We start from the raw sequence: 16,183 nt of genomic DNA, 5'->3' as shown, positions 1-16,183 counted from the left end.
TAAGCCGTAGCGGCTTGCTTTTTTTATGGATAAATACAAATGAGTAAAGTCGCCGTTTTGGGTGCAGGTGCCTGGGGCACCGCACTCGCCATGCATATAGCCTTGCAACACGATGTGGTGCTGTGGGCGCGTAACAGTGGCCATGTCTCCGGCATGCGTAAAGCGCGGGCTAACCCGCTCTATCTGGGTGAATTCCCTTTTCCTGAAAAACTCACGGTTGACGATGACCTGGCGGCTGCGGTGGACGGTGCCGACCTGATCCTTTCTGTGGTGCCGACCGCGGGTTTTCGCCCTATCCTGCAACAGTTGAAAGCCCTTTCTATCAGCCAGCCGCTGGTGTGGGCCAATAAAGGGCTGGAACCGCAAACGGCAAAGTTACCATTTGAAGTCGCACAGGAAGAACTGGGCAGTGACTATCCGTGGGGGGTATTGAGTGGGCCCAGTTTTGCAGCCGAGCTGGTGCGCGGCTTGCCTACGGCAATCACACTGGCGGCCAACCACAAAGAACTGGCGCAGCAGGCCGCGCAACTGATACATGGTGGCTGTTTGCGTGTGTATAGCAGCACCGATGTCATTGGCGCTTCAGTCGGTGGCGCAGTGAAAAATGTGATGGCGATCGCGGCCGGCATCTCCGACGGCATGGGCTTTGGCAACAATGCGCGTGCCGCCATGATCACGCGTGGCCTGGCGGAAATCACCCGCTTTGGCATCGCCCTCGGCGCCAAAGCCGAAACCTTTATGGGCCTGGCAGGAGCGGGTGACCTGATACTGACCTGTACTGGCCAATATTCGCGCAACCGTGAAGTGGGGCTGCAACTGGCTTCCGGCAAGTCTCTGGAAAGTATACTGGCCGGTCTGGGCCATGTGGCCGAAGGTGTGAATACCGCGCGCGAAGTCATGCGTAGAGCCGAGGTGATGCAGGTAGAGATGCCTATCACCTATGAAGTGAATCAATTGCTGACCAACCAGAAAACAGCACAGGATGCCGTGACTGCTTTATTGGGTCGTGGCCAGCGTCAGGAATCTGTCTGATCCATTGCGAGTTCTTCCCAGTCTAGTTATCCGGAATTTGTCTTAATCAAAACCACTCAATTCAATGAAGTGGTTATCAGCACCTAAATAGATCCTGGGTCTATCTTTCCCGGCTAATACTGTCGCACCTCTGTCATGTAAATGTCCTATAACAGTAGGAACTATACTTTGCCAGAGCAGTCAGGTAGTTAGCTCAAATGAATGAGAAGATTATTTTGCAGTTAAGTAAAAAGAAGTTGTTAAAAGTAGTCTTTGGCTTTGCTGTCATCGCGACCATAGGCTCTACCTTGTATGCGATGAAAGCCGAAGCGCTGGCCTGGCATCTGTGGCATCAATTCAACAGTCGCGATCATCAGGGCCTGAACCTTTCGGATTATGAAGTCAGCATTGAAGGCAAACCGCTGGCTGATTACAAGAACGCCTCCGGCCTGGCCTACAATCATGAAACCGGCACCTTGTTCACCGTGCTCAATGACAAAGGCCTGATCGTCGAGTTCAGCCTGGATGGTGAGCCTGTCCGTGAAATAAAGGTGCATGGCACCGATGACCTGGAAGGCATCTCGCATCTGGAAAAAGATTTTTATGTGGTGGCCGATGAGCGCGAAAGCAAATTGTGGCTGCTACAGATCAAAGCCGATACACGCGAGATCTCGGTCAAGGACGCCAAATTGCTGGGCTATGGCATCAACGAGCGCGGCAACAAGAATTTTGAAGGCGTCACCTATGACAGCGTGCATCACCGCTTGATCGTAGTCAAAGAGCGTGACCCTAAATATGTGATGTCGGTGACTGGTTTGTATGAGCCGGATGCCAGCAAGCAGAGCCAGATAGAAATGAAGCACATGCGCCAATTCGATCCGGCCTTGAAATGGGCACTCAGGGACCTGTCTTCAGTCACTTATCATGAGCCTAGCGGCCATTTCTTTTTGCTCAGTGATGAATCCAAGCTGCTCAAGCAGTTTAACGAAGCCGGGCAGGCCCTGGGCTCCCTGGCGCTATGGAAAGGCTTTCATGGCTTGCACGAAAGTGTGCCGCAGGCCGAGGGTGTTTCTATCGATAATCAGGGCAATGTGTATATCGTCAGCGAGCCCAACCTGTTTTATATGTTCAAGCTAAAAGCGCAGGCCAGGCATAGCTGAGATGCCGCATGCAGAAATTAAAAAACCCGCAGCTGCGGGTTTTTTAATGCGCCAGGTTGATTAAGGCTTATTCAATACCCAGTAACTCGACTTCAAATACCAATGTCGCATCCGGGCCTATCACCGGGCCGCTGCCGCTCTCACCGTAAGCCAGTTCAGAAGGGATGGTCAGCTCGAACTTGCTGCCTACCTGCATCAACTGCAAGCCTTCTACCCAGCCTGAAATCACACCAGTTACCGGAAAAACGATAGGCTCGCCGCGGTCATAAGAGCTGTCAAAGACCGTGCCATCGATCAGCGTGCCTCTGTAATGCACTTTGACGCGATCGCTAGGCACCGGTTTTGCGCCGTCGCCAGTCACCAGCGCTTTATATTGCAGACCGCTTGCTGTGGTGATCACGCCGTCTTTTTTAGCGTTTTCAGCCAGGTAAGCAACGCCAGCGGCTTTATTCTTTTCTTGTGCTGCTGCTTGCTTGGCTTGTGCTTCTTTCTGCACCTGCTCAACTGCACTCTGCTTTTCTTCATTGGATAAACGGGATGGCTGGTCTGTCATCACATCGCGCACCGCGAGTGCCACCACGTCTGCATCCAGTTCCAGATTATCGTTTCTGAGCTGATGGGCCAGGTTTTCACCCACGATATAGCTCAGGCGTTGGGTCAGGGTTTTTAATTCAATTGTCATTAAGTTTCTTTCGTGATTTTAAGCGGCTAGGCTAGGATTGAAGATTAATTTGTCAGATAAGACAAAACCCGCGCAAGCGGGTTCTGTTTTTAAACTGGTACTTAGGGCATTTTTGCAAGTGAAAGCGGTTAGTGCAAGGCGCTTATCCGCAGGCAGTACACTAAAGTACGACCAGGATAAGCAACGCAGCAATAGCCGCTTTAACGCCGCAAAAATTACATCATACCGCCCATGCCGCCCATTCCACCCATATCCGGCATCGCTGGCGCATCTTCTTTAGGCAGTTCAGCTACCATGCAGTCAGTGGTCAACATCAAGCCAGCCACAGAAGCCGCGTTTTGCAGTGCAGAACGTGTCACTTTAGTTGGGTCAAGAATACCCATTTCAATCATGTCGCCGTAAGTTTCGTTGGCCGCGTTGTAACCGTAGTTACCTTTGCCAGCCGCTACATTGTTCACAACCACAGATGGCTCAACACCAGCGTTTTGCGTGATCTGACGCAATGGTTCTTCAACCGCGCGCAGAACGATCTTCACGCCTGCTTCCTGGTCCAGGTTCTCACCTTTTACTTTAGCGATAGCATCACGGGCACGGATCAGCGCAACGCCGCCGCCAGCCACGATACCTTCTTCAACCGCAGCGCGTGTCGCGTGCAATGCATCTTCAACGCGGGCTTTTTTCTCTTTCATCTCGATCTCGGTGGTCGCGCCAACCTTGATCACTGCAACACCACCAGCCAGTTTGGCTACGCGCTCTTGCAGTTTTTCACGGTCGTAGTCGCTAGAAGCTTCTTCGATCTGAGTTTTGATCTGGCCGATACGCGCTTTGATGGTTTCTTCGTTGCCGGCACCGTCGATAATGATGGTGTTTTCTTTACCCACTTCTATGCGTTTCGCCTGGCCGAGGTCGGTCAGTTGTACGCTTTCCAGTTTCAGGCCAACTTCTTCAGAAATCACGGTACCACCGGTCAACACAGCGATGTCTTCCAGCATGGCTTTCCTACGGTCACCAAAACCAGGCGCTTTTACAGCAGTGGTTTTCAAAATGCCACGGATGTTGTTCACAACCAGAGTTGCCAATGCTTCACCATCTACATCTTCAGAAATGATCAGCAAAGGACGGCCAGCTTTAGCCACTTGCTCCAGTGTAGGCAGCAGGTCACGGATATTGGAGATTTTTTTGTCGTGCAATAACACGAAAGGATTGTCCAGCAACGCGATCTGGCGCTCTGGATTGTTGATGAAGTAAGGAGACAGGTAACCGCGGTCAAACTGCATACCTTCAACGACATCTAATTCATTGGTCAGGCCTGAACCGTCTTCAACAGTGATCACGCCTTCTTTACCGACTTTGTCCATTGCATCAGCAATGATCTGGCCAACAGAAGTGTCTGAGTTAGCAGAGATAGCACCAACTTGGGCGATTTCTTTGCTGGTAGTACAGGGTTTTGATTGCTCTGCCAGGTTGGCAACAGCCGCTTCAACCGCTTTATCGATACCGCGTTTCAAGTCCATAGGGTTCATACCAGCGGCAACAGATTTCATGCCTTCGCGGATGATGGCTTGTGCCAGTACTGTGGCAGTCGTGGTGCCGTCACCGGCGATGTCATTGGTTTTAGAAGCAACTTCTTTCACCATCTGCGCGCCCATGTTTTCGAACTTGTCTTTCAATTCGATTTCTTTAGCTACAGACACACCATCTTTAGTGATGGTAGGCGCGCCGAAAGAACGCTCCAACACAACATTGCGGCCTTTAGGGCCTAAAGTCACGCGTACTGCATTAGCCAGTACGTTGACACCATTTACCATTTTTTGGCGAACGTCATCACCAAATCTTACGTCTTTAGCTGCCATTTAAATTCTCCTGAATTTTGAATGTTCAATAAGGTTTACCAGAAGTTGCCGCAACAGTGGCATGCTGAAACAGGATGAGTGCAAAGCGCATAAGCTGTAGCAAACGCAAACGGCTTTATGCAACGCAACGATCATCCGTTGCCAGTCACCAGAGTTACTCTACAACTGCCAAAATATCTTCTTCGCGCATCACCAACAGCTCTTCGCCGTCGACTTTGACTGCTTGACCAGAGTATTTGCCGAACAACACTTTGTCGCCGACTTTTACGTCCAACGGAATCGCTTTACCGTTGTCATCTTTTTTACCGTTACCAACGGCTTGCACAATGCCTTGATCAGGTTTTTCAGTAGCGCTATCTGGAATCACGATGCCAGAAGCGGTTGTGCGCTCTTCAGCGGCGCGTTTAACGATCACTCGATCGTGCAATGGACGAATACTCATGAATATCTCCTTGTATTCCTAAAGGTTTATTTGGGAAGAGGTTTAATAAAATAACAAATAGAGTTACAGCGCGCATTTTAGCACTCGCGCACCCTGATTGCTAATTTGGGATGCTAAACCTTATTTTCAAGAGGGAAATGAAAAAAAATCGAGCTGCTGTCGTTTGTAATTCAACTGGAGATTTTTGCAAATAAAGTTGAGGGTGGTATTTCAATAAGATCAAATACTTAATTAACGATTTAATCTGAAACTAACAAACCAGTGAGTTTTTGAGCTTATTTGAAATTAAGGGGCTGGCGTTAGCCAGTCTCGCTTCAATGATGGGTTATGACGCATTTAATGCTTCGCTGACAACTTTTTTCATAAGCTCTTCATCGTCAATTAACTCGCGATAGAGTTCATATTTTAGTTGCCCATCATTTACCTGACGCTCAATAAAAATGGCTAGCCGCCAAGCATCTGGATGTGGTTTATCAAAATCGAAGTCAATGCCACCAACTTTAGGGGTTTTAAAAATATCAACACCAATGCCGTGAGTTCTTATAAACCAAGAAGTGTTTGGTACTTGGCGAATACCCCTATTTTCTTTGTTTAGAATATCTTCTGCACGCTCTAGGTTGAAAGTTCGGACGAGCAGCTCTTTTGCCCATGCCATTTGGGCATGCCAAAGTGGAATTGCATGGAGAACTAACTCAATGTGCGATTTATTCATAAGGCATAACGTCTGAATTAAGGAGCCGGCTTTAGCGCGTCCACTTGATTGAAGGGTTAAGCTGGGAACTCATTGGTAACCGGCCCATTCGCTTGCACATAACCAATGCTTGGGGATTTCTGCCAAAGCAGCCTCAGGTACAAGAAGATCCCAACAATGCTCCCAACCACCGGTGGAATAATCAGCGACCATAATCGCTGAGTCCCAGCGCGCCAAAAAATCTTGAACCTTATCGAATTCTGTCGCGTCTTCAACATGGTCAACATAGATAGTTACTTTGCGTTACATGAATAAGCCTACGTCTGAGGTAAGTAACTGGCAACAACCTTTGCTCAACCTTGGTTATCATCAAATCTCTTTTTTGCCTGTGCCGATTCATGATGGGTCAGAGATTGATGCTTTAATTTTTATCAACACACATAAAAATCCTAAGCAGACCTATATCAGGATCATTCGTTGTTGTAGGTACGTTGCCACGGTCAGGCAGGGGCGCGCCAAGTGGGTTAGCCGCTACAGCTTTACCGCCTTCGCATAACTCGTCCCAATTGTAACCGCACTGCAAGGTATTATTTTTACAGTGAAGATAGTAAACCGTTCCACCCTTAGTTTTTGATGTGAATATTTCATAAGAGTCATCTAATTTTACGTTGAACTCTTTATTTTTGTTGGTAGCTTGATTAGGTGGTGTTTGTGTACCAGCTTCATTAGCAAACGCACTAAAATTGATAAACATTAATAGTAGGAGATATTTTTTCATTATTTTCTCTAACAGTGGTTACAAAGACCCAAGGGCCTCAATATAAAATTGACTTCAAATCTATTTTCAAACCATATCCGGCGCGACAATGCGTATTGGGCGTGTGCCGATCTTGGCTCCCGTTACCTCATCGATTGCCACAGCCTTGATTTCGGTTTCTGTCTCAGCATCGAGAAAGCGTATCAGTTCGCCTCCTCCACGATATTGACGTCCCCATTCGCCTATCATAAACAGCACCGGTAAAAAGTCGCGGCCAGCGGCGGTCAGCACATATTCCTCACGCGGAGGATGCTCTGAGTAGCGCCGCCTCTCTAGCATTCCCTCTGCCGTCAAAGATCCAAGTCGCCTAGTTAATATCGTCGGCGCTATCCCCAGACTTTTCCTGAACTGGTCAAAACGCGTCAGCCCGGCATGTGCATCGCGGAGGATCAAGATACTCCATTTATCCCCAAATAGAGCCAAGCTGCGCACAATGGGGCAAGGGTTATTGCAAATATTTTCGCTGTCCATACTATTTTGATAGTGACTAAATTCCAAATTGGTAGTATTGTTGCTATCGAAATGATAGTAACACTTTAATAACCAACAATGTATCACATTTGGAGACTGAATTTATGAGTAAGAATGATAGAAAGGTAGCCCTGGTTACAGGTGCATCTTCTGGCATAGGTCAAGCCACTGCAGAACTATTATCAAAATCTGGTTTTAACGTCTATGGCACTAGCCGGAGTGGGACACAAGTGGGGCAAAAATCATACGAGATGATTTCACTTGACGTAACCAGCGATGAATCTGTTGAAGCCGCGGTCAGTGAGGTGATTAGGCGTGAAGGCCGTATAGACCTGCTAGTGAACAACGCTGGCTTCAGTGTTGCACCGGCTGGAGCAGAAGAAGTCTCAATAGAACAGACAAAGTCTATTTTCAATACCAACTTTTATGGAATCGTCCGCATGACGCGTGCGGTTGTGCCTCATATGAGAAGCCAGGGAAAAGGACGGATTATCAACATTGGTTCCGTGTTGGGCTTCCTGCCAGCGCCATTTATGGCGCTATATTCGGCGACCAAACATGCTGTTGAAGGCTATTCGGAATCGCTGGACCATGAACTGCGCACACGTGGTATTCGAGTCTCTATCGTTCAGCCGGCATACACCAAGACAGCGTTCGAAGCTAACTTGCTCGAGCCCGACTTAAAAATTGATGAGTATGAAAAAATCCGTAAAGCCTTAGCTAATAGAGTGATAGAGGCGGTAGAGGCTGGGGATGATCCTAGTGTGGTAGCTAAAGTGGTGTTGAAAGCGGCAATTGCAACAGATCCTAAAGTTAGATACACAGCTGGTGGGCTCGCCTGCCGTCTGCGCTTTCTTCGCAGATTCGCGCCGGCATTTTTAGTGGATGCAGGGGTACGCAAGGATCTGCGGCTGGACGCTTAAAAAACCACAATTCCAAGAAAGCATCAGTATGACTAAATACACACCGTCTCTATTGCACGGCTCATGCGAATGTGGGACTTGCACATTAGACGCAAAGGTAATCCCTACAGCTCGACTTATTTGTCATTGCACAATTTGCCAGAGATTTATGGGTAAATCGTTCTCTGACGTAACAGTCATCGCAGCCAAGCAGCTCGAAGTGAAAAACATTGAGCAAATTTCATTTAAAAAGTACCGTCCTCCTCCCAACCTTGCGCGTGGGCTCTGCCTAAATTGTAAAAAGCCGGTAGTAGAGTTTATTGGATTTGGACCCTTCAAGTTAGCTTTTATTCCATCTAGCAATTTTGAATCTCAGCACCTGCTACCGGCGCCCTACATGCACATCTTTTATGAGAAGCGCTTAGAAAATGCACCGGATAATCTGCCCAAATACAACGGCTATATTTCAAGCCAATTGGCAATCGGCAAAATGTTAATAAGCCGTCTTTAAACATACTCAAGTGGAGCAAGACAATTGAAAAATCAGTACGTAAAAATATTCTTTGCGCTAGTCATGATGTTGGTAAGCGAGGGTACATTTGCCCAAAACTCACCGATTGGATTATGGGAAGTGACAGATGACAATACTAAGCAGCCTCTAACACATGTACGCATTAGTGAATCTGGTGGGGTACTTAGCGGGAAAATGGAAAAATTGCTCGATCCGTCAAGGCAGAACGAGAGGTGCGGCGAGTGTACAGACGAGCGCAAGAATCAACCAATGCTCAACATGACCATCATGCGCAATGTGAAGTCAACTGGGGGCGATACATGGGAAGGCGGCGACATTCTCGACCCGAACAATGGCAAGGTATATAGGGTGCGACTTAAACCTTTAAACGGAGGCAAGGCGCTAGAGGTAAGAGGCTATATAGGGCCGTTCTTTCGCAATCAACATTGGGTGCGAGTCGAGTAAAACGTTGCTGAGATTTTTGCAAATACCCCTCTAAGTCTCAACTTAACTTACAAATGGCTTGGAATTGGTCTTTGCGAGGCGTATTTTAAGTCTTTGATTTATATTGATGTTGGATGTTGAGTTAAATTGCAGGCGATAATCGCCTTTAAATCGGGCTGAAAAGCGACCGTTTGGGCAATGGCAAACAATCGCTTTCAAAGCGGTTTTTGGCGATAGGGCTAATGCACTTCAACCAGAGCTGACACAAGGTGCATCACGATGGGCCTGACGATGAGCACACAAAAAATGCCACCGGCATGGCCAATGCATAGGCATGCACGACGCGAAACTGGTAGCCGCTGTGGACTCCGCTATTCGCGGCGACGATGACCATGGACATTAAAAAAGCCAGGATGCCCGCCATAAAAAACGCGAACACGTAAGGGGGTGAGGTGCATCCCCGGTCATACTTTTAAAACTAGGAACTGACTAAAACTAGGACTGAGCTAAAACTAGGAACAGACAGAAAACGAACTGTGACGGCGTAGCAGCATGCTTGAATGTCATTTAACAGCGGCGCTGTAAAATCAATGCATAAAGGCATGGACTGCTTTTTTGGTGAAAAGTTAGTTATATAGTTTGAGGCGCAGGCACTTGTCGTGCAAACGCGGACTAAGCTTAAGATGTAATTCAAAAGCAAGAGTCAGAGTGTTTACAAGCTGATTCTCATGTATCTTGAGTCCATACAAAATAGGATGATGGAAACTCGCATGGCTAAGCTCACAGTAGCGATCACCGCTGATGCTCGCTGGCAGCAAGTTTTGGCGCGCGACGCCCAGGCAGATGGGCAGTTTTTCTACGCAGTGAAAACAACCGGTGTTTATTGCCGCCCTTCTTGTGGCGCCAGGACACCGCGCCCGGAAAACGTCGCCTTCTATTTAACCACGGTTGCGGCTGAAAGCGCCGGCTTCCGCCCGTGCAAGCGCTGCAAACCTGATCAGCAACCATTGCCGGCAGTGCATGCAGACAAAGTCGCGCAAGTCTGTCGTTTAATAGAATCTGCCGAAGTCATGCCTACGCTGACGCAACTGGCAGCTCACGCCGGGCTTAGCAGCTACCATTTTCACCGCCTGTTCAAATCCATCACCGGAACAACGCCTAAAGCCTATGCCCTGGCTCATAGGGCGCAAAATATGCGTCAGCAACTTGCTGGCAATGCGAGCATCACCGATGCCATCTATGCCGCAGGATATGCGTCGAATAGCGGCTTTTATGACAAAGCCGCGGCAACCTTAGGCATGCAAGCCAGGCAATACCGCCAGGGCGGCGCCAACACCACTATCCACTTTGCGCTGGCTGCATGCTCACTGGGGAGCATCCTGGTCGCCAGTAGTGATAAAGGCATATGCGCCATTGCCATCGCCGATGATGCAGACGGCATGTTGCGCGAGCTGCAAGACCGGTTTCCAAAAGCCAAACTCATAGGCGGCGATCAGGCATATGAGGCAACCGTGGCGGCCGTGATCGCGTTTGTGGAAACCCCGCGCCTGGGGCTGGACCTGCCCCTGGATATTCAAGGCACTTTGTTCCAGCAACGCGTATGGCAAGCCTTACGCGAGATCCCGGTTGGCACCACAGTGACGTATACCCAACTGGCGCTGAACATAGGCATGCCCAACGCGGTGCGTGCAGTGGCCAGCGCCTGTGCAGCAAATAGCCTGGCGGTGGCGATTCCCTGCCATAGAGTGGTCAGGCTGGATGGCTCGCTCTCAGGCTATCGCTGGGGTGTAGCGCGCAAACAGGCGTTGATCAAACGCGAGTCTGAAACATAGACGCTGCATCAACTTAAAAGCGCAAGCAAAGAAAATATTGGTTGCAATTGGTTGTTGGTGGCTATAAGCAGCCAAATAGTGGGTCGGGAATTATTGAAAAATGTTGTTGATTCAATTGTTTAGCTAACTGGCACTGATATTGCGCACATAAAGGCGGTTGTTACCCAGAGTGCAAAATGTCCAGTCAATTTTCTGATTCACAAGGTTTGATACGGTTGCTTTATCAAGAGCACCATGTCTGGCTGCGCGCCTGGATCAACAAAAGATTAGGCTGCAAAAACGGCGCAGCGGATCTGGCACAGGATACCTTCCTCAACCTGTTGTTAAAAGCCGAACTGCCGGTTTTAAATGAGCCCAGAGCCTATCTGAGCCGCATCGCCCATGGCCTGCTGGTGGATCACGTCCGCCGCCGCGATCTGGAAAAAGCCTATCTAGACGCCTTGGCTTATATGATGCCGGATGAAGTGGGGTCACCAGAATCACGCGCATTGATGCTGGAACTGCTGGTGCGGCTGGATATGATGCTGGATGGCCTGCCTGCCAAGGTGCGCAGTGCTTTCCTGCTGGCCCAGCTCGAAGGTGCCAGCTACCAGGATATCTCCACCCGTCTCGGCGTATCAACGCGCACGGTGGGCACTTATGTGGCAACGGCCATGCTGCAATGCATGGCGTTGTTACAGGAGTAAGCGCTTATGCGCTCTGAGCTTAGCGCCAATATCACCCCGGCCATGCAGCAAGCCAGTGACTGGTATGCACGCTGGCTATCTGGCGAGATGGATGATCAGGCAAAATCTGCCTGGCAATCGTGGCTGGACGCAGATGAAGAACATGGCCGCGCCTGGCAGCAGATCGAGCGCGTACAACAATATTTTGGCAAGGTGCCAGGCGCGCTGGCTGTGGCCACTTTGCAAGCGCCACCTTCGGCTGAGCGCCGCCGCATCCTCAAGCAACTGGTGCTGCTACTTTCGGTCAGCGGGGCGGGTTATTACAGCTATCGCGAGCAGCCATGGCGCGGAGTCATGGCCGACGCCAGCACCCGTGTTGGCGAGCAGCGGCAAATCCAGCTGGTCGATGGCACTATTGTGCACCTCAATACCGATTCCGCTATTAATATCGTCTACAGCGATACCGCCAGAATGGTCGAGCTGGTTCGCGGCGAAATATTGATAGAAACCGCTCATGAGCAAGCACGTGCTTATCGTCCTTTCAGCGTCATCACCCAGCAGGGCAGCGTCACTGCATTGGGCACCCGTTTTAGCGTGCGCGAGTGGCAGCAACAACAGCCTGGCCTGGCAAAAGTGGATATGGTGAAAGTAAGCGTGTTTGAAAGCATGGTCGATGTGCGCCCTGCAAATAACGCCAACTCGCCAGTCAGGGTGAGTGCGGGCGAATCGCTGGTGTTCACCCAATCGCAAGTGTTTGCCAAAACCAGGTTAAAAGCCACAGACAAAGCCTGGGTCAACGGCCTGATCGTCGTTTACGCCATGCGCCTGCAAGAATTTGCCGATGAGCTTTCCCGCTATCGATCCGGCGTGTTGCGCTGCGACCCGGCAGTGGCTGATCTGCAAATTTCCGGCTCTTTCCCCATTGCGGACATAGAAGCCGTACTCAATACCATAGAGCAAACCTTACCTGTACGTGTACGCCGCTTCACGCGCTTCTGGACCACCTTGACGCCAGCGTAATACTGGCTGTCTTGTTCTGTTTTCAAATTTTTTCAAAAAAAATCCAGCTTTACTTCCGGTTTTTATTTTTCATTCGGCATAGCAGTAATTACATAGATTTTTGCTGGCAGAAGGTGTTGAGAGTGAATAATAAAAATCGTAAAAGCGTGCCTTGGGGTGGAGTTTGTTTACTAGGCGCTGGCTTACTGCTTTCCGCAGTGGTAGGGGAGGCCATGGCTGAAGCGCTCAATATAAGCCTGCCAAAAAAGACCTACCAGATTCCGGCAGGGGACCTCAGCGACACATTGCCTGATTACGCGGCTGAATCAGGCATCCTGTTGGGGTTTGACCCCATTCTTACACAAGGCAAACGCAGCCCCACCCTCAAAGGCCAATATGGCGTGCAGGAAGGCTTTGATACTTTGCTCAAAGACAGTGGATTAGAAGTGATCCAAAATAAAGATGGCCGCTACCAATTACGCCGTGCTGTGCCTAAACAAAAGCCAATTCCCGGCGCACCAGAGAAAGAAGATAAAACACTAAAGCTTGAAGGTGTTGAGGTCAGGGCCAAACGTTTTTATGAGGTCGGTCCTTTACCTGGTTTAGGTTTAACCAAAGAGCAAATTCCAGGAAATGTTCAAACACTAACCGCCCAAGACATCAAAGAAGCGCATGCCCTTAGTCTGACGGATTTGATGAACTCCAAATTGCAGTCGGTTAATGTGAATGACTACCAGGGTAACCCATTCCAAATGGACGTGCAGTACCGTGGCTTTACCGCAGGGCCACAGATTGGTACGCCACAAGGTCTATCTGCGTTTATTGACGGCATTCGTATTAATGAGCCTTTTGGGGATGTCGTGAACTGGGATCTGATCCCCTTAAATGCACTGGCAAGTTTTGATGTCTTTCCAGGGTCAAACCCGATATTTGGCTTAGGCACGCTTGGTGGCGCACTTTCAATGAAAACCAAAGATGGTTTCAATCACTCTGGTTTTAATGCAGATATATTGACCGGTTCATTTGGCAGGAAACAACTACAAGCAGATGGTGGCTGGAATAATGGAACCGTAGGCTTGTTTGCTGCCGGTAATTTCTTTCTGGAAGATGGCTGGCGCGAAAACTCACCAAGTCGTGTGAATCAATTATTCACCAAGGCTAGTTTCCGTGGTGAGAAACTTGACCTTAATTTCAGCACGATGGTTGCATGGAATAAACTGGTTGGTAATGGCATGATCCCAACCGAAATGTATGCGCAAGATAGAAATGGCGTCTATACCTCTCCTGATACAACTAAAAACCAGTTAGAGCAATTCCAGCTTTCAGGCAGTTACTTTGTTAATGATAATTTTACGATCACAGCACAAGCTTATCGTAGAGGCAGCAAACGTAAGCAGTTGGGTGCGGATGTATATACAGAGTGGGGGAATCAAACGGTTAAAAGAAATCTCGCTGCAGGTGAGCAATATACCTGTTTGTTTACAAGTACGAATCGATACAACTTACCTGATTATTATGTAATACCGATTCAAGGCGGCGACCCACTTAATCCTGGTTTATTCGATCCAGCTGACCCGGCTTATAACGAAGTTTTGGTTAACTTTCTTTTTGCGCCAACGCAGGCGGATGCGTTTGCAAGTTTGGATGCATATGATTTAGCAAATCCATCAAATCAGTTGAAGAATGCTGGCCTGCCTGATGAGTTAGTAGCCAGGGCACAGAATGATTTTTTTAGGAAAAAAAACTTTCAGCAAACCGCCATCTTCACACCGGGTGGCAGTGGGCTGCCGATAATTCCTAATGGCAATGTAGAGTCATATTCAAATGGTCTTGCATCTTATGTATATGAGGCAGGAATTGCCTTAAGTCAGATTAAAGATCAAGATCCTATCAGTCAATTTAGCTCGGCAATTCAAGATTCTTATTACTATGATACGAACGGAAATTTACATTTATTGTTAACTGCACCACCTACAAATGGCGATGTTTGTAAGGGTGACGTGGGTGGAGATAATTTAGTTGTTCCTGGTCCCCAAGGCGGTGAACAAACGGTAGATGGTGCCGCTTATAACAATGGAACAGGTACTGGCTTTGCAAATGGTACTCCAACGGCAGTACTAACGAATACTGAAATCGACCAGATCACCGATGGTGCTTCCATGCAGCTTAACTGGAATTTTGAGCATCATAAGCTGATGGTTGGTGCTTCGATTGATGCACCTTCTGCAAAATATAAAAGTGGTCAAATGTTAGGCATGCTGGATAGTGAGCGTAATGCTTATTTATCGCCAGATGAAATTCGTGATCAATATGCAGCAGCTAGTGTTGAGATTGAGAATAATAACTTTAAAGGTAACCAGCTCACCAAGAGCCTTTATATTAGCGAAACCTGGAGTCCGATAGACACGCTTCATATCACCGGAGCGCTGCGCTACAACCAAACCCATGGCAAAACCACAATCGAGTCACGTACCTATGGTTCGTATGTATTCAATTTAGCTCAGCTAGAAGCATTCCCTGATTATTTTGATATTTGTGTACCAGGCGCTGTTTGCCCGACGGGCTATGTGGTTCCAGATGCCTCTAATCTGTTAAATCCGGGCGAAACTGAGAAATTCCGTTATTTCTCTCTCAATCCTTCTTTGGGTACAACCTGGCAGGCATCTCCAAACCTGAATGTATACGGAAATGTTGCACAAGGTACACGCGTGCCATCCGTTGTGGAGCTGGGGTGTGCTTTTGATAGAACGCCGGTGGAAAAAGGGACGCCAGGTAATTCTATTTTAGTGCCGCGCAGTCTTGCCGAGAATCGTTCCTGCTCACTCCCAACCACATTATCTGGTGATCCACCTTTGAAGCAGATTCAAGCAACTTCGTGGGATTTAGGTATGCGGGGCCGATTCAACGATACGGTGGAATGGAATCTGGGTTTCTATCGTACCGACCTTAAAGATGACATCTACATGATTGGCTATCCCGGCAACCGTAATTTCTTTGACACCATTGGTGAAACCAGACGCCAAGGGCTTGAAGCAGGTATTTCGGCCAGTTTTGACAACTGGCGGTTGAGACTGAATTACGCGCTGACGGATGCCACCTTTCAGGACAGTTTCTGGATGCCTGCAAACGATAACAGTAGTTCGGTGGAAGAGTTCTTTGGAAATCGTGATTACAGTCGGCGCATCAGAGTGAAGCCGGGTGACCGGATGCCGGGCGTACCTTTGCATAACCTCAATGCCACTTTGGGTTACCAAATCACGCCAGCATGGCAGGTCGGCTTAACAGCGGTGGCGCACTCTTTTGCTTATGTACGTGGTAACGAAAATAACAAACACCAAGCAGGAACCACAATTGTTGATTCTATCGAAAGCGATGGCAACATTATCCAGGTCTCCCGTAAGACAACCGCGCCCGGTATTACTCCTGGATATATGACGTTTAATTTTCAGACTAGCTACAAGTTAAATTCAGAATGGACCTTAGGGCTGCGCGTTAACAACATTTTTGACAAGGAGTATTTCTCTGCAGGTCGTCTAGGAAGAAACCCCTTCTCGCCTTCAATTTATGGCGCTATTGGCGAAAGTGGATATAACTTTAATTCCACTGATTGGGCGACAACCAATTTCCTGGCGCCAGGCGCACCACGAGGAGCTTGGGTTAGTCTGACTTATACATTTGATCCGAAAAAGTAATTGGTCGTTTC

General features: G+C 48.6%; 15 protein-coding genes and 1 pseudogene. 9 read left to right on the top strand and 7 right to left on the bottom strand.

Going from position 1 to position 16,183, the window contains the following annotated elements; genetic code table 11:
* Nucleotides 1–39 precede the first annotated feature (39 nt).
* Both ACFQ1Z_RS07555 and ACFQ1Z_RS07550 read left to right on the top strand, forming a co-directional pair.
* The gene (locus tag ACFQ1Z_RS07555; RefSeq protein ID WP_379056746.1) at nt 40–1,032 is read left to right on the top strand and encodes an NAD(P)H-dependent glycerol-3-phosphate dehydrogenase; all 993 of its coding nucleotides are present in this window, start codon (nt 40–42) and stop codon (nt 1,030–1,032) included.
* A gap of 197 nt (nt 1,033–1,229) precedes the next feature.
* A complete protein-coding gene (locus tag ACFQ1Z_RS07550) occupies nt 1,230–2,171 on the top strand; it encodes an SdiA-regulated domain-containing protein (protein WP_379056745.1) in 942 nt (313 codons plus the stop codon).
* Between the two features lie 67 nt (nt 2,172–2,238).
* Here the strand turns inward: ACFQ1Z_RS07550 and ACFQ1Z_RS07545 are convergent, their stop codons facing one another.
* The 6 genes from ACFQ1Z_RS07545 to ACFQ1Z_RS07520 form a co-directional block, all read right to left on the bottom strand.
* Nucleotides 2,239–2,853: an FKBP-type peptidyl-prolyl cis-trans isomerase gene (locus ACFQ1Z_RS07545; protein WP_379056744.1), complete on the bottom strand. Its 615-nt coding sequence runs from the start codon at nt 2,851–2,853 to the stop codon at nt 2,239–2,241.
* A 215-nt stretch (nt 2,854–3,068) separates the two neighbouring features.
* Entirely contained in the window at nt 3,069–4,706 is a 1,638-nt protein-coding gene (gene groL / locus ACFQ1Z_RS07540; RefSeq protein ID WP_379056743.1) for a chaperonin GroEL, read from the bottom strand.
* Nucleotides 4,707–4,860: 154 nt separating this feature from the next.
* Nucleotides 4,861–5,148, bottom strand: a complete 288-nt coding sequence (locus ACFQ1Z_RS07535) for a co-chaperone GroES (protein WP_379056742.1) — start codon at nt 5,146–5,148, stop codon at nt 4,861–4,863.
* A gap of 325 nt (nt 5,149–5,473) precedes the next feature.
* Nucleotides 5,474–5,860, bottom strand: a complete 387-nt coding sequence (locus ACFQ1Z_RS07530) for a DUF6896 domain-containing protein (RefSeq protein WP_379056740.1) — start codon at nt 5,858–5,860, stop codon at nt 5,474–5,476.
* 400 nt (nt 5,861–6,260) lie between these two features.
* Complete coding sequence (locus tag ACFQ1Z_RS07525; protein WP_379056739.1) at nt 6,261–6,617, bottom strand: hypothetical protein; 357 nt, start codon at nt 6,615–6,617, stop codon at nt 6,261–6,263.
* Between the two features lie 66 nt (nt 6,618–6,683).
* Complete coding sequence (locus ACFQ1Z_RS07520; protein ID WP_379056737.1) at nt 6,684–7,127, bottom strand: winged helix-turn-helix transcriptional regulator; 444 nt, start codon at nt 7,125–7,127, stop codon at nt 6,684–6,686.
* Between the two features lie 104 nt (nt 7,128–7,231).
* On the opposite strand from ACFQ1Z_RS07520, the gene ACFQ1Z_RS07515 reads away from it, so the two are divergent.
* From ACFQ1Z_RS07515 to ACFQ1Z_RS07505, 3 genes are read left to right on the top strand one after another with little or no spacing between them, the layout of a single operon-like run.
* The gene (locus tag ACFQ1Z_RS07515; protein ID WP_379056735.1) at nt 7,232–8,050 is read left to right on the top strand and encodes an oxidoreductase; all 819 of its coding nucleotides are present in this window, start codon (nt 7,232–7,234) and stop codon (nt 8,048–8,050) included.
* Nucleotides 8,013–8,540, top strand: a complete 528-nt coding sequence (locus tag ACFQ1Z_RS07510; protein WP_379056734.1) for a GFA family protein — start codon at nt 8,013–8,015, stop codon at nt 8,538–8,540. The genes ACFQ1Z_RS07515 and ACFQ1Z_RS07510 overlap by 38 nt, the downstream gene beginning before the upstream one ends.
* Before the next feature lie 24 nt (nt 8,541–8,564).
* Nucleotides 8,565–9,005: a DUF2147 domain-containing protein gene (locus ACFQ1Z_RS07505; RefSeq protein ID WP_379056733.1), complete on the top strand. Its 441-nt coding sequence runs from the start codon at nt 8,565–8,567 to the stop codon at nt 9,003–9,005.
* Nucleotides 9,006–9,223: 218 nt separating this feature from the next.
* On the opposite strand, the pseudogene ACFQ1Z_RS07500 reads toward ACFQ1Z_RS07505, so the two are convergent.
* Nucleotides 9,224–9,408 (bottom strand): annotated as a pseudogene (locus ACFQ1Z_RS07500) (DUF2798 domain-containing protein).
* 346 nt (nt 9,409–9,754) lie between these two features.
* Between ACFQ1Z_RS07500 and ada the strand changes: the two are divergent.
* The 4 genes from ada (at nt 9,755) to ACFQ1Z_RS07480 (ending at nt 16,172) form a co-directional block, all read left to right on the top strand.
* A complete protein-coding gene (gene ada, locus ACFQ1Z_RS07495) occupies nt 9,755–10,816 on the top strand; it encodes a bifunctional DNA-binding transcriptional regulator/O6-methylguanine-DNA methyltransferase Ada (RefSeq protein ID WP_379056732.1) in 1,062 nt (353 codons plus the stop codon).
* 176 nt (nt 10,817–10,992) lie between these two features.
* Nucleotides 10,993–11,502, top strand: coding sequence for a sigma-70 family RNA polymerase sigma factor (locus ACFQ1Z_RS07490; RefSeq protein ID WP_379056730.1), 510 nt, complete (start codon nt 10,993–10,995; stop codon nt 11,500–11,502).
* A gap of 6 nt (nt 11,503–11,508) precedes the next feature.
* Nucleotides 11,509–12,501 carry a FecR domain-containing protein gene (locus tag ACFQ1Z_RS07485; protein WP_379056728.1) on the top strand — a complete coding sequence of 331 codons (993 nt, stop codon included), beginning with the start codon at nt 11,509–11,511 and terminating at the stop codon, nt 12,499–12,501.
* Nucleotides 12,502–12,713: 212 nt separating this feature from the next.
* On the top strand, nt 12,714–16,172 hold the full coding sequence (locus ACFQ1Z_RS07480; RefSeq protein ID WP_379056726.1) for a TonB-dependent receptor domain-containing protein: 3,459 nt from the start codon (nt 12,714–12,716) through the stop codon (nt 16,170–16,172).
* Nucleotides 16,173–16,183 lie beyond the last annotated feature (11 nt).

It is taken from the genome of Methylophilus luteus (assembly GCF_042676265.1).
Taxonomy (GTDB): Bacteria; Pseudomonadota; Gammaproteobacteria; order Burkholderiales; family Methylophilaceae; genus Methylophilus; species Methylophilus luteus.
This window is presented reverse-complemented; position numbering and strand designations above follow the sequence as displayed.

Excerpts from the sequence above, each read along its gene's own strand:
- ACFQ1Z_RS07555 (WP_379056746.1), top strand. The coding sequence starts at position 40 with ATGAGTAAAGTCGCCGTTTTGGGTGCAGGTGCCTGGGGCACCGCACTC.
- ACFQ1Z_RS07550 (WP_379056745.1), top strand. The coding sequence starts at position 1,230 with ATGAATGAGAAGATTATTTTGCAGTTAAGTAAAAAGAAGTTGTTAAAA.
- ACFQ1Z_RS07545 (WP_379056744.1), bottom strand. The coding sequence starts at position 2,853 with ATGACAATTGAATTAAAAACCCTGACCCAACGCCTGAGCTATATCGTG.
- groL (WP_379056743.1), bottom strand. The coding sequence starts at position 4,706 with ATGGCAGCTAAAGACGTAAGATTTGGTGATGACGTTCGCCAAAAAATG.
- ACFQ1Z_RS07535 (WP_379056742.1), bottom strand. The coding sequence starts at position 5,148 with ATGAGTATTCGTCCATTGCACGATCGAGTGATCGTTAAACGCGCCGCT.
- ACFQ1Z_RS07530 (WP_379056740.1), bottom strand. The coding sequence starts at position 5,860 with ATGAATAAATCGCACATTGAGTTAGTTCTCCATGCAATTCCACTTTGG.
- ACFQ1Z_RS07525 (WP_379056739.1), bottom strand. The coding sequence starts at position 6,617 with ATGAAAAAATATCTCCTACTATTAATGTTTATCAATTTTAGTGCGTTT.
- ACFQ1Z_RS07520 (WP_379056737.1), bottom strand. The coding sequence starts at position 7,127 with ATGGACAGCGAAAATATTTGCAATAACCCTTGCCCCATTGTGCGCAGC.
- ACFQ1Z_RS07515 (WP_379056735.1), top strand. The coding sequence starts at position 7,232 with ATGAGTAAGAATGATAGAAAGGTAGCCCTGGTTACAGGTGCATCTTCT.
- ACFQ1Z_RS07510 (WP_379056734.1), top strand. The coding sequence starts at position 8,013 with ATGCAGGGGTACGCAAGGATCTGCGGCTGGACGCTTAAAAAACCACAA.
- ada (WP_379056732.1), top strand. The coding sequence starts at position 9,755 with ATGGCTAAGCTCACAGTAGCGATCACCGCTGATGCTCGCTGGCAGCAA.
- ACFQ1Z_RS07490 (WP_379056730.1), top strand. The coding sequence starts at position 10,993 with ATGTCCAGTCAATTTTCTGATTCACAAGGTTTGATACGGTTGCTTTAT.
- ACFQ1Z_RS07485 (WP_379056728.1), top strand. The coding sequence starts at position 11,509 with ATGCGCTCTGAGCTTAGCGCCAATATCACCCCGGCCATGCAGCAAGCC.
- ACFQ1Z_RS07480 (WP_379056726.1), top strand. The coding sequence starts at position 12,714 with ATGGCTGAAGCGCTCAATATAAGCCTGCCAAAAAAGACCTACCAGATT.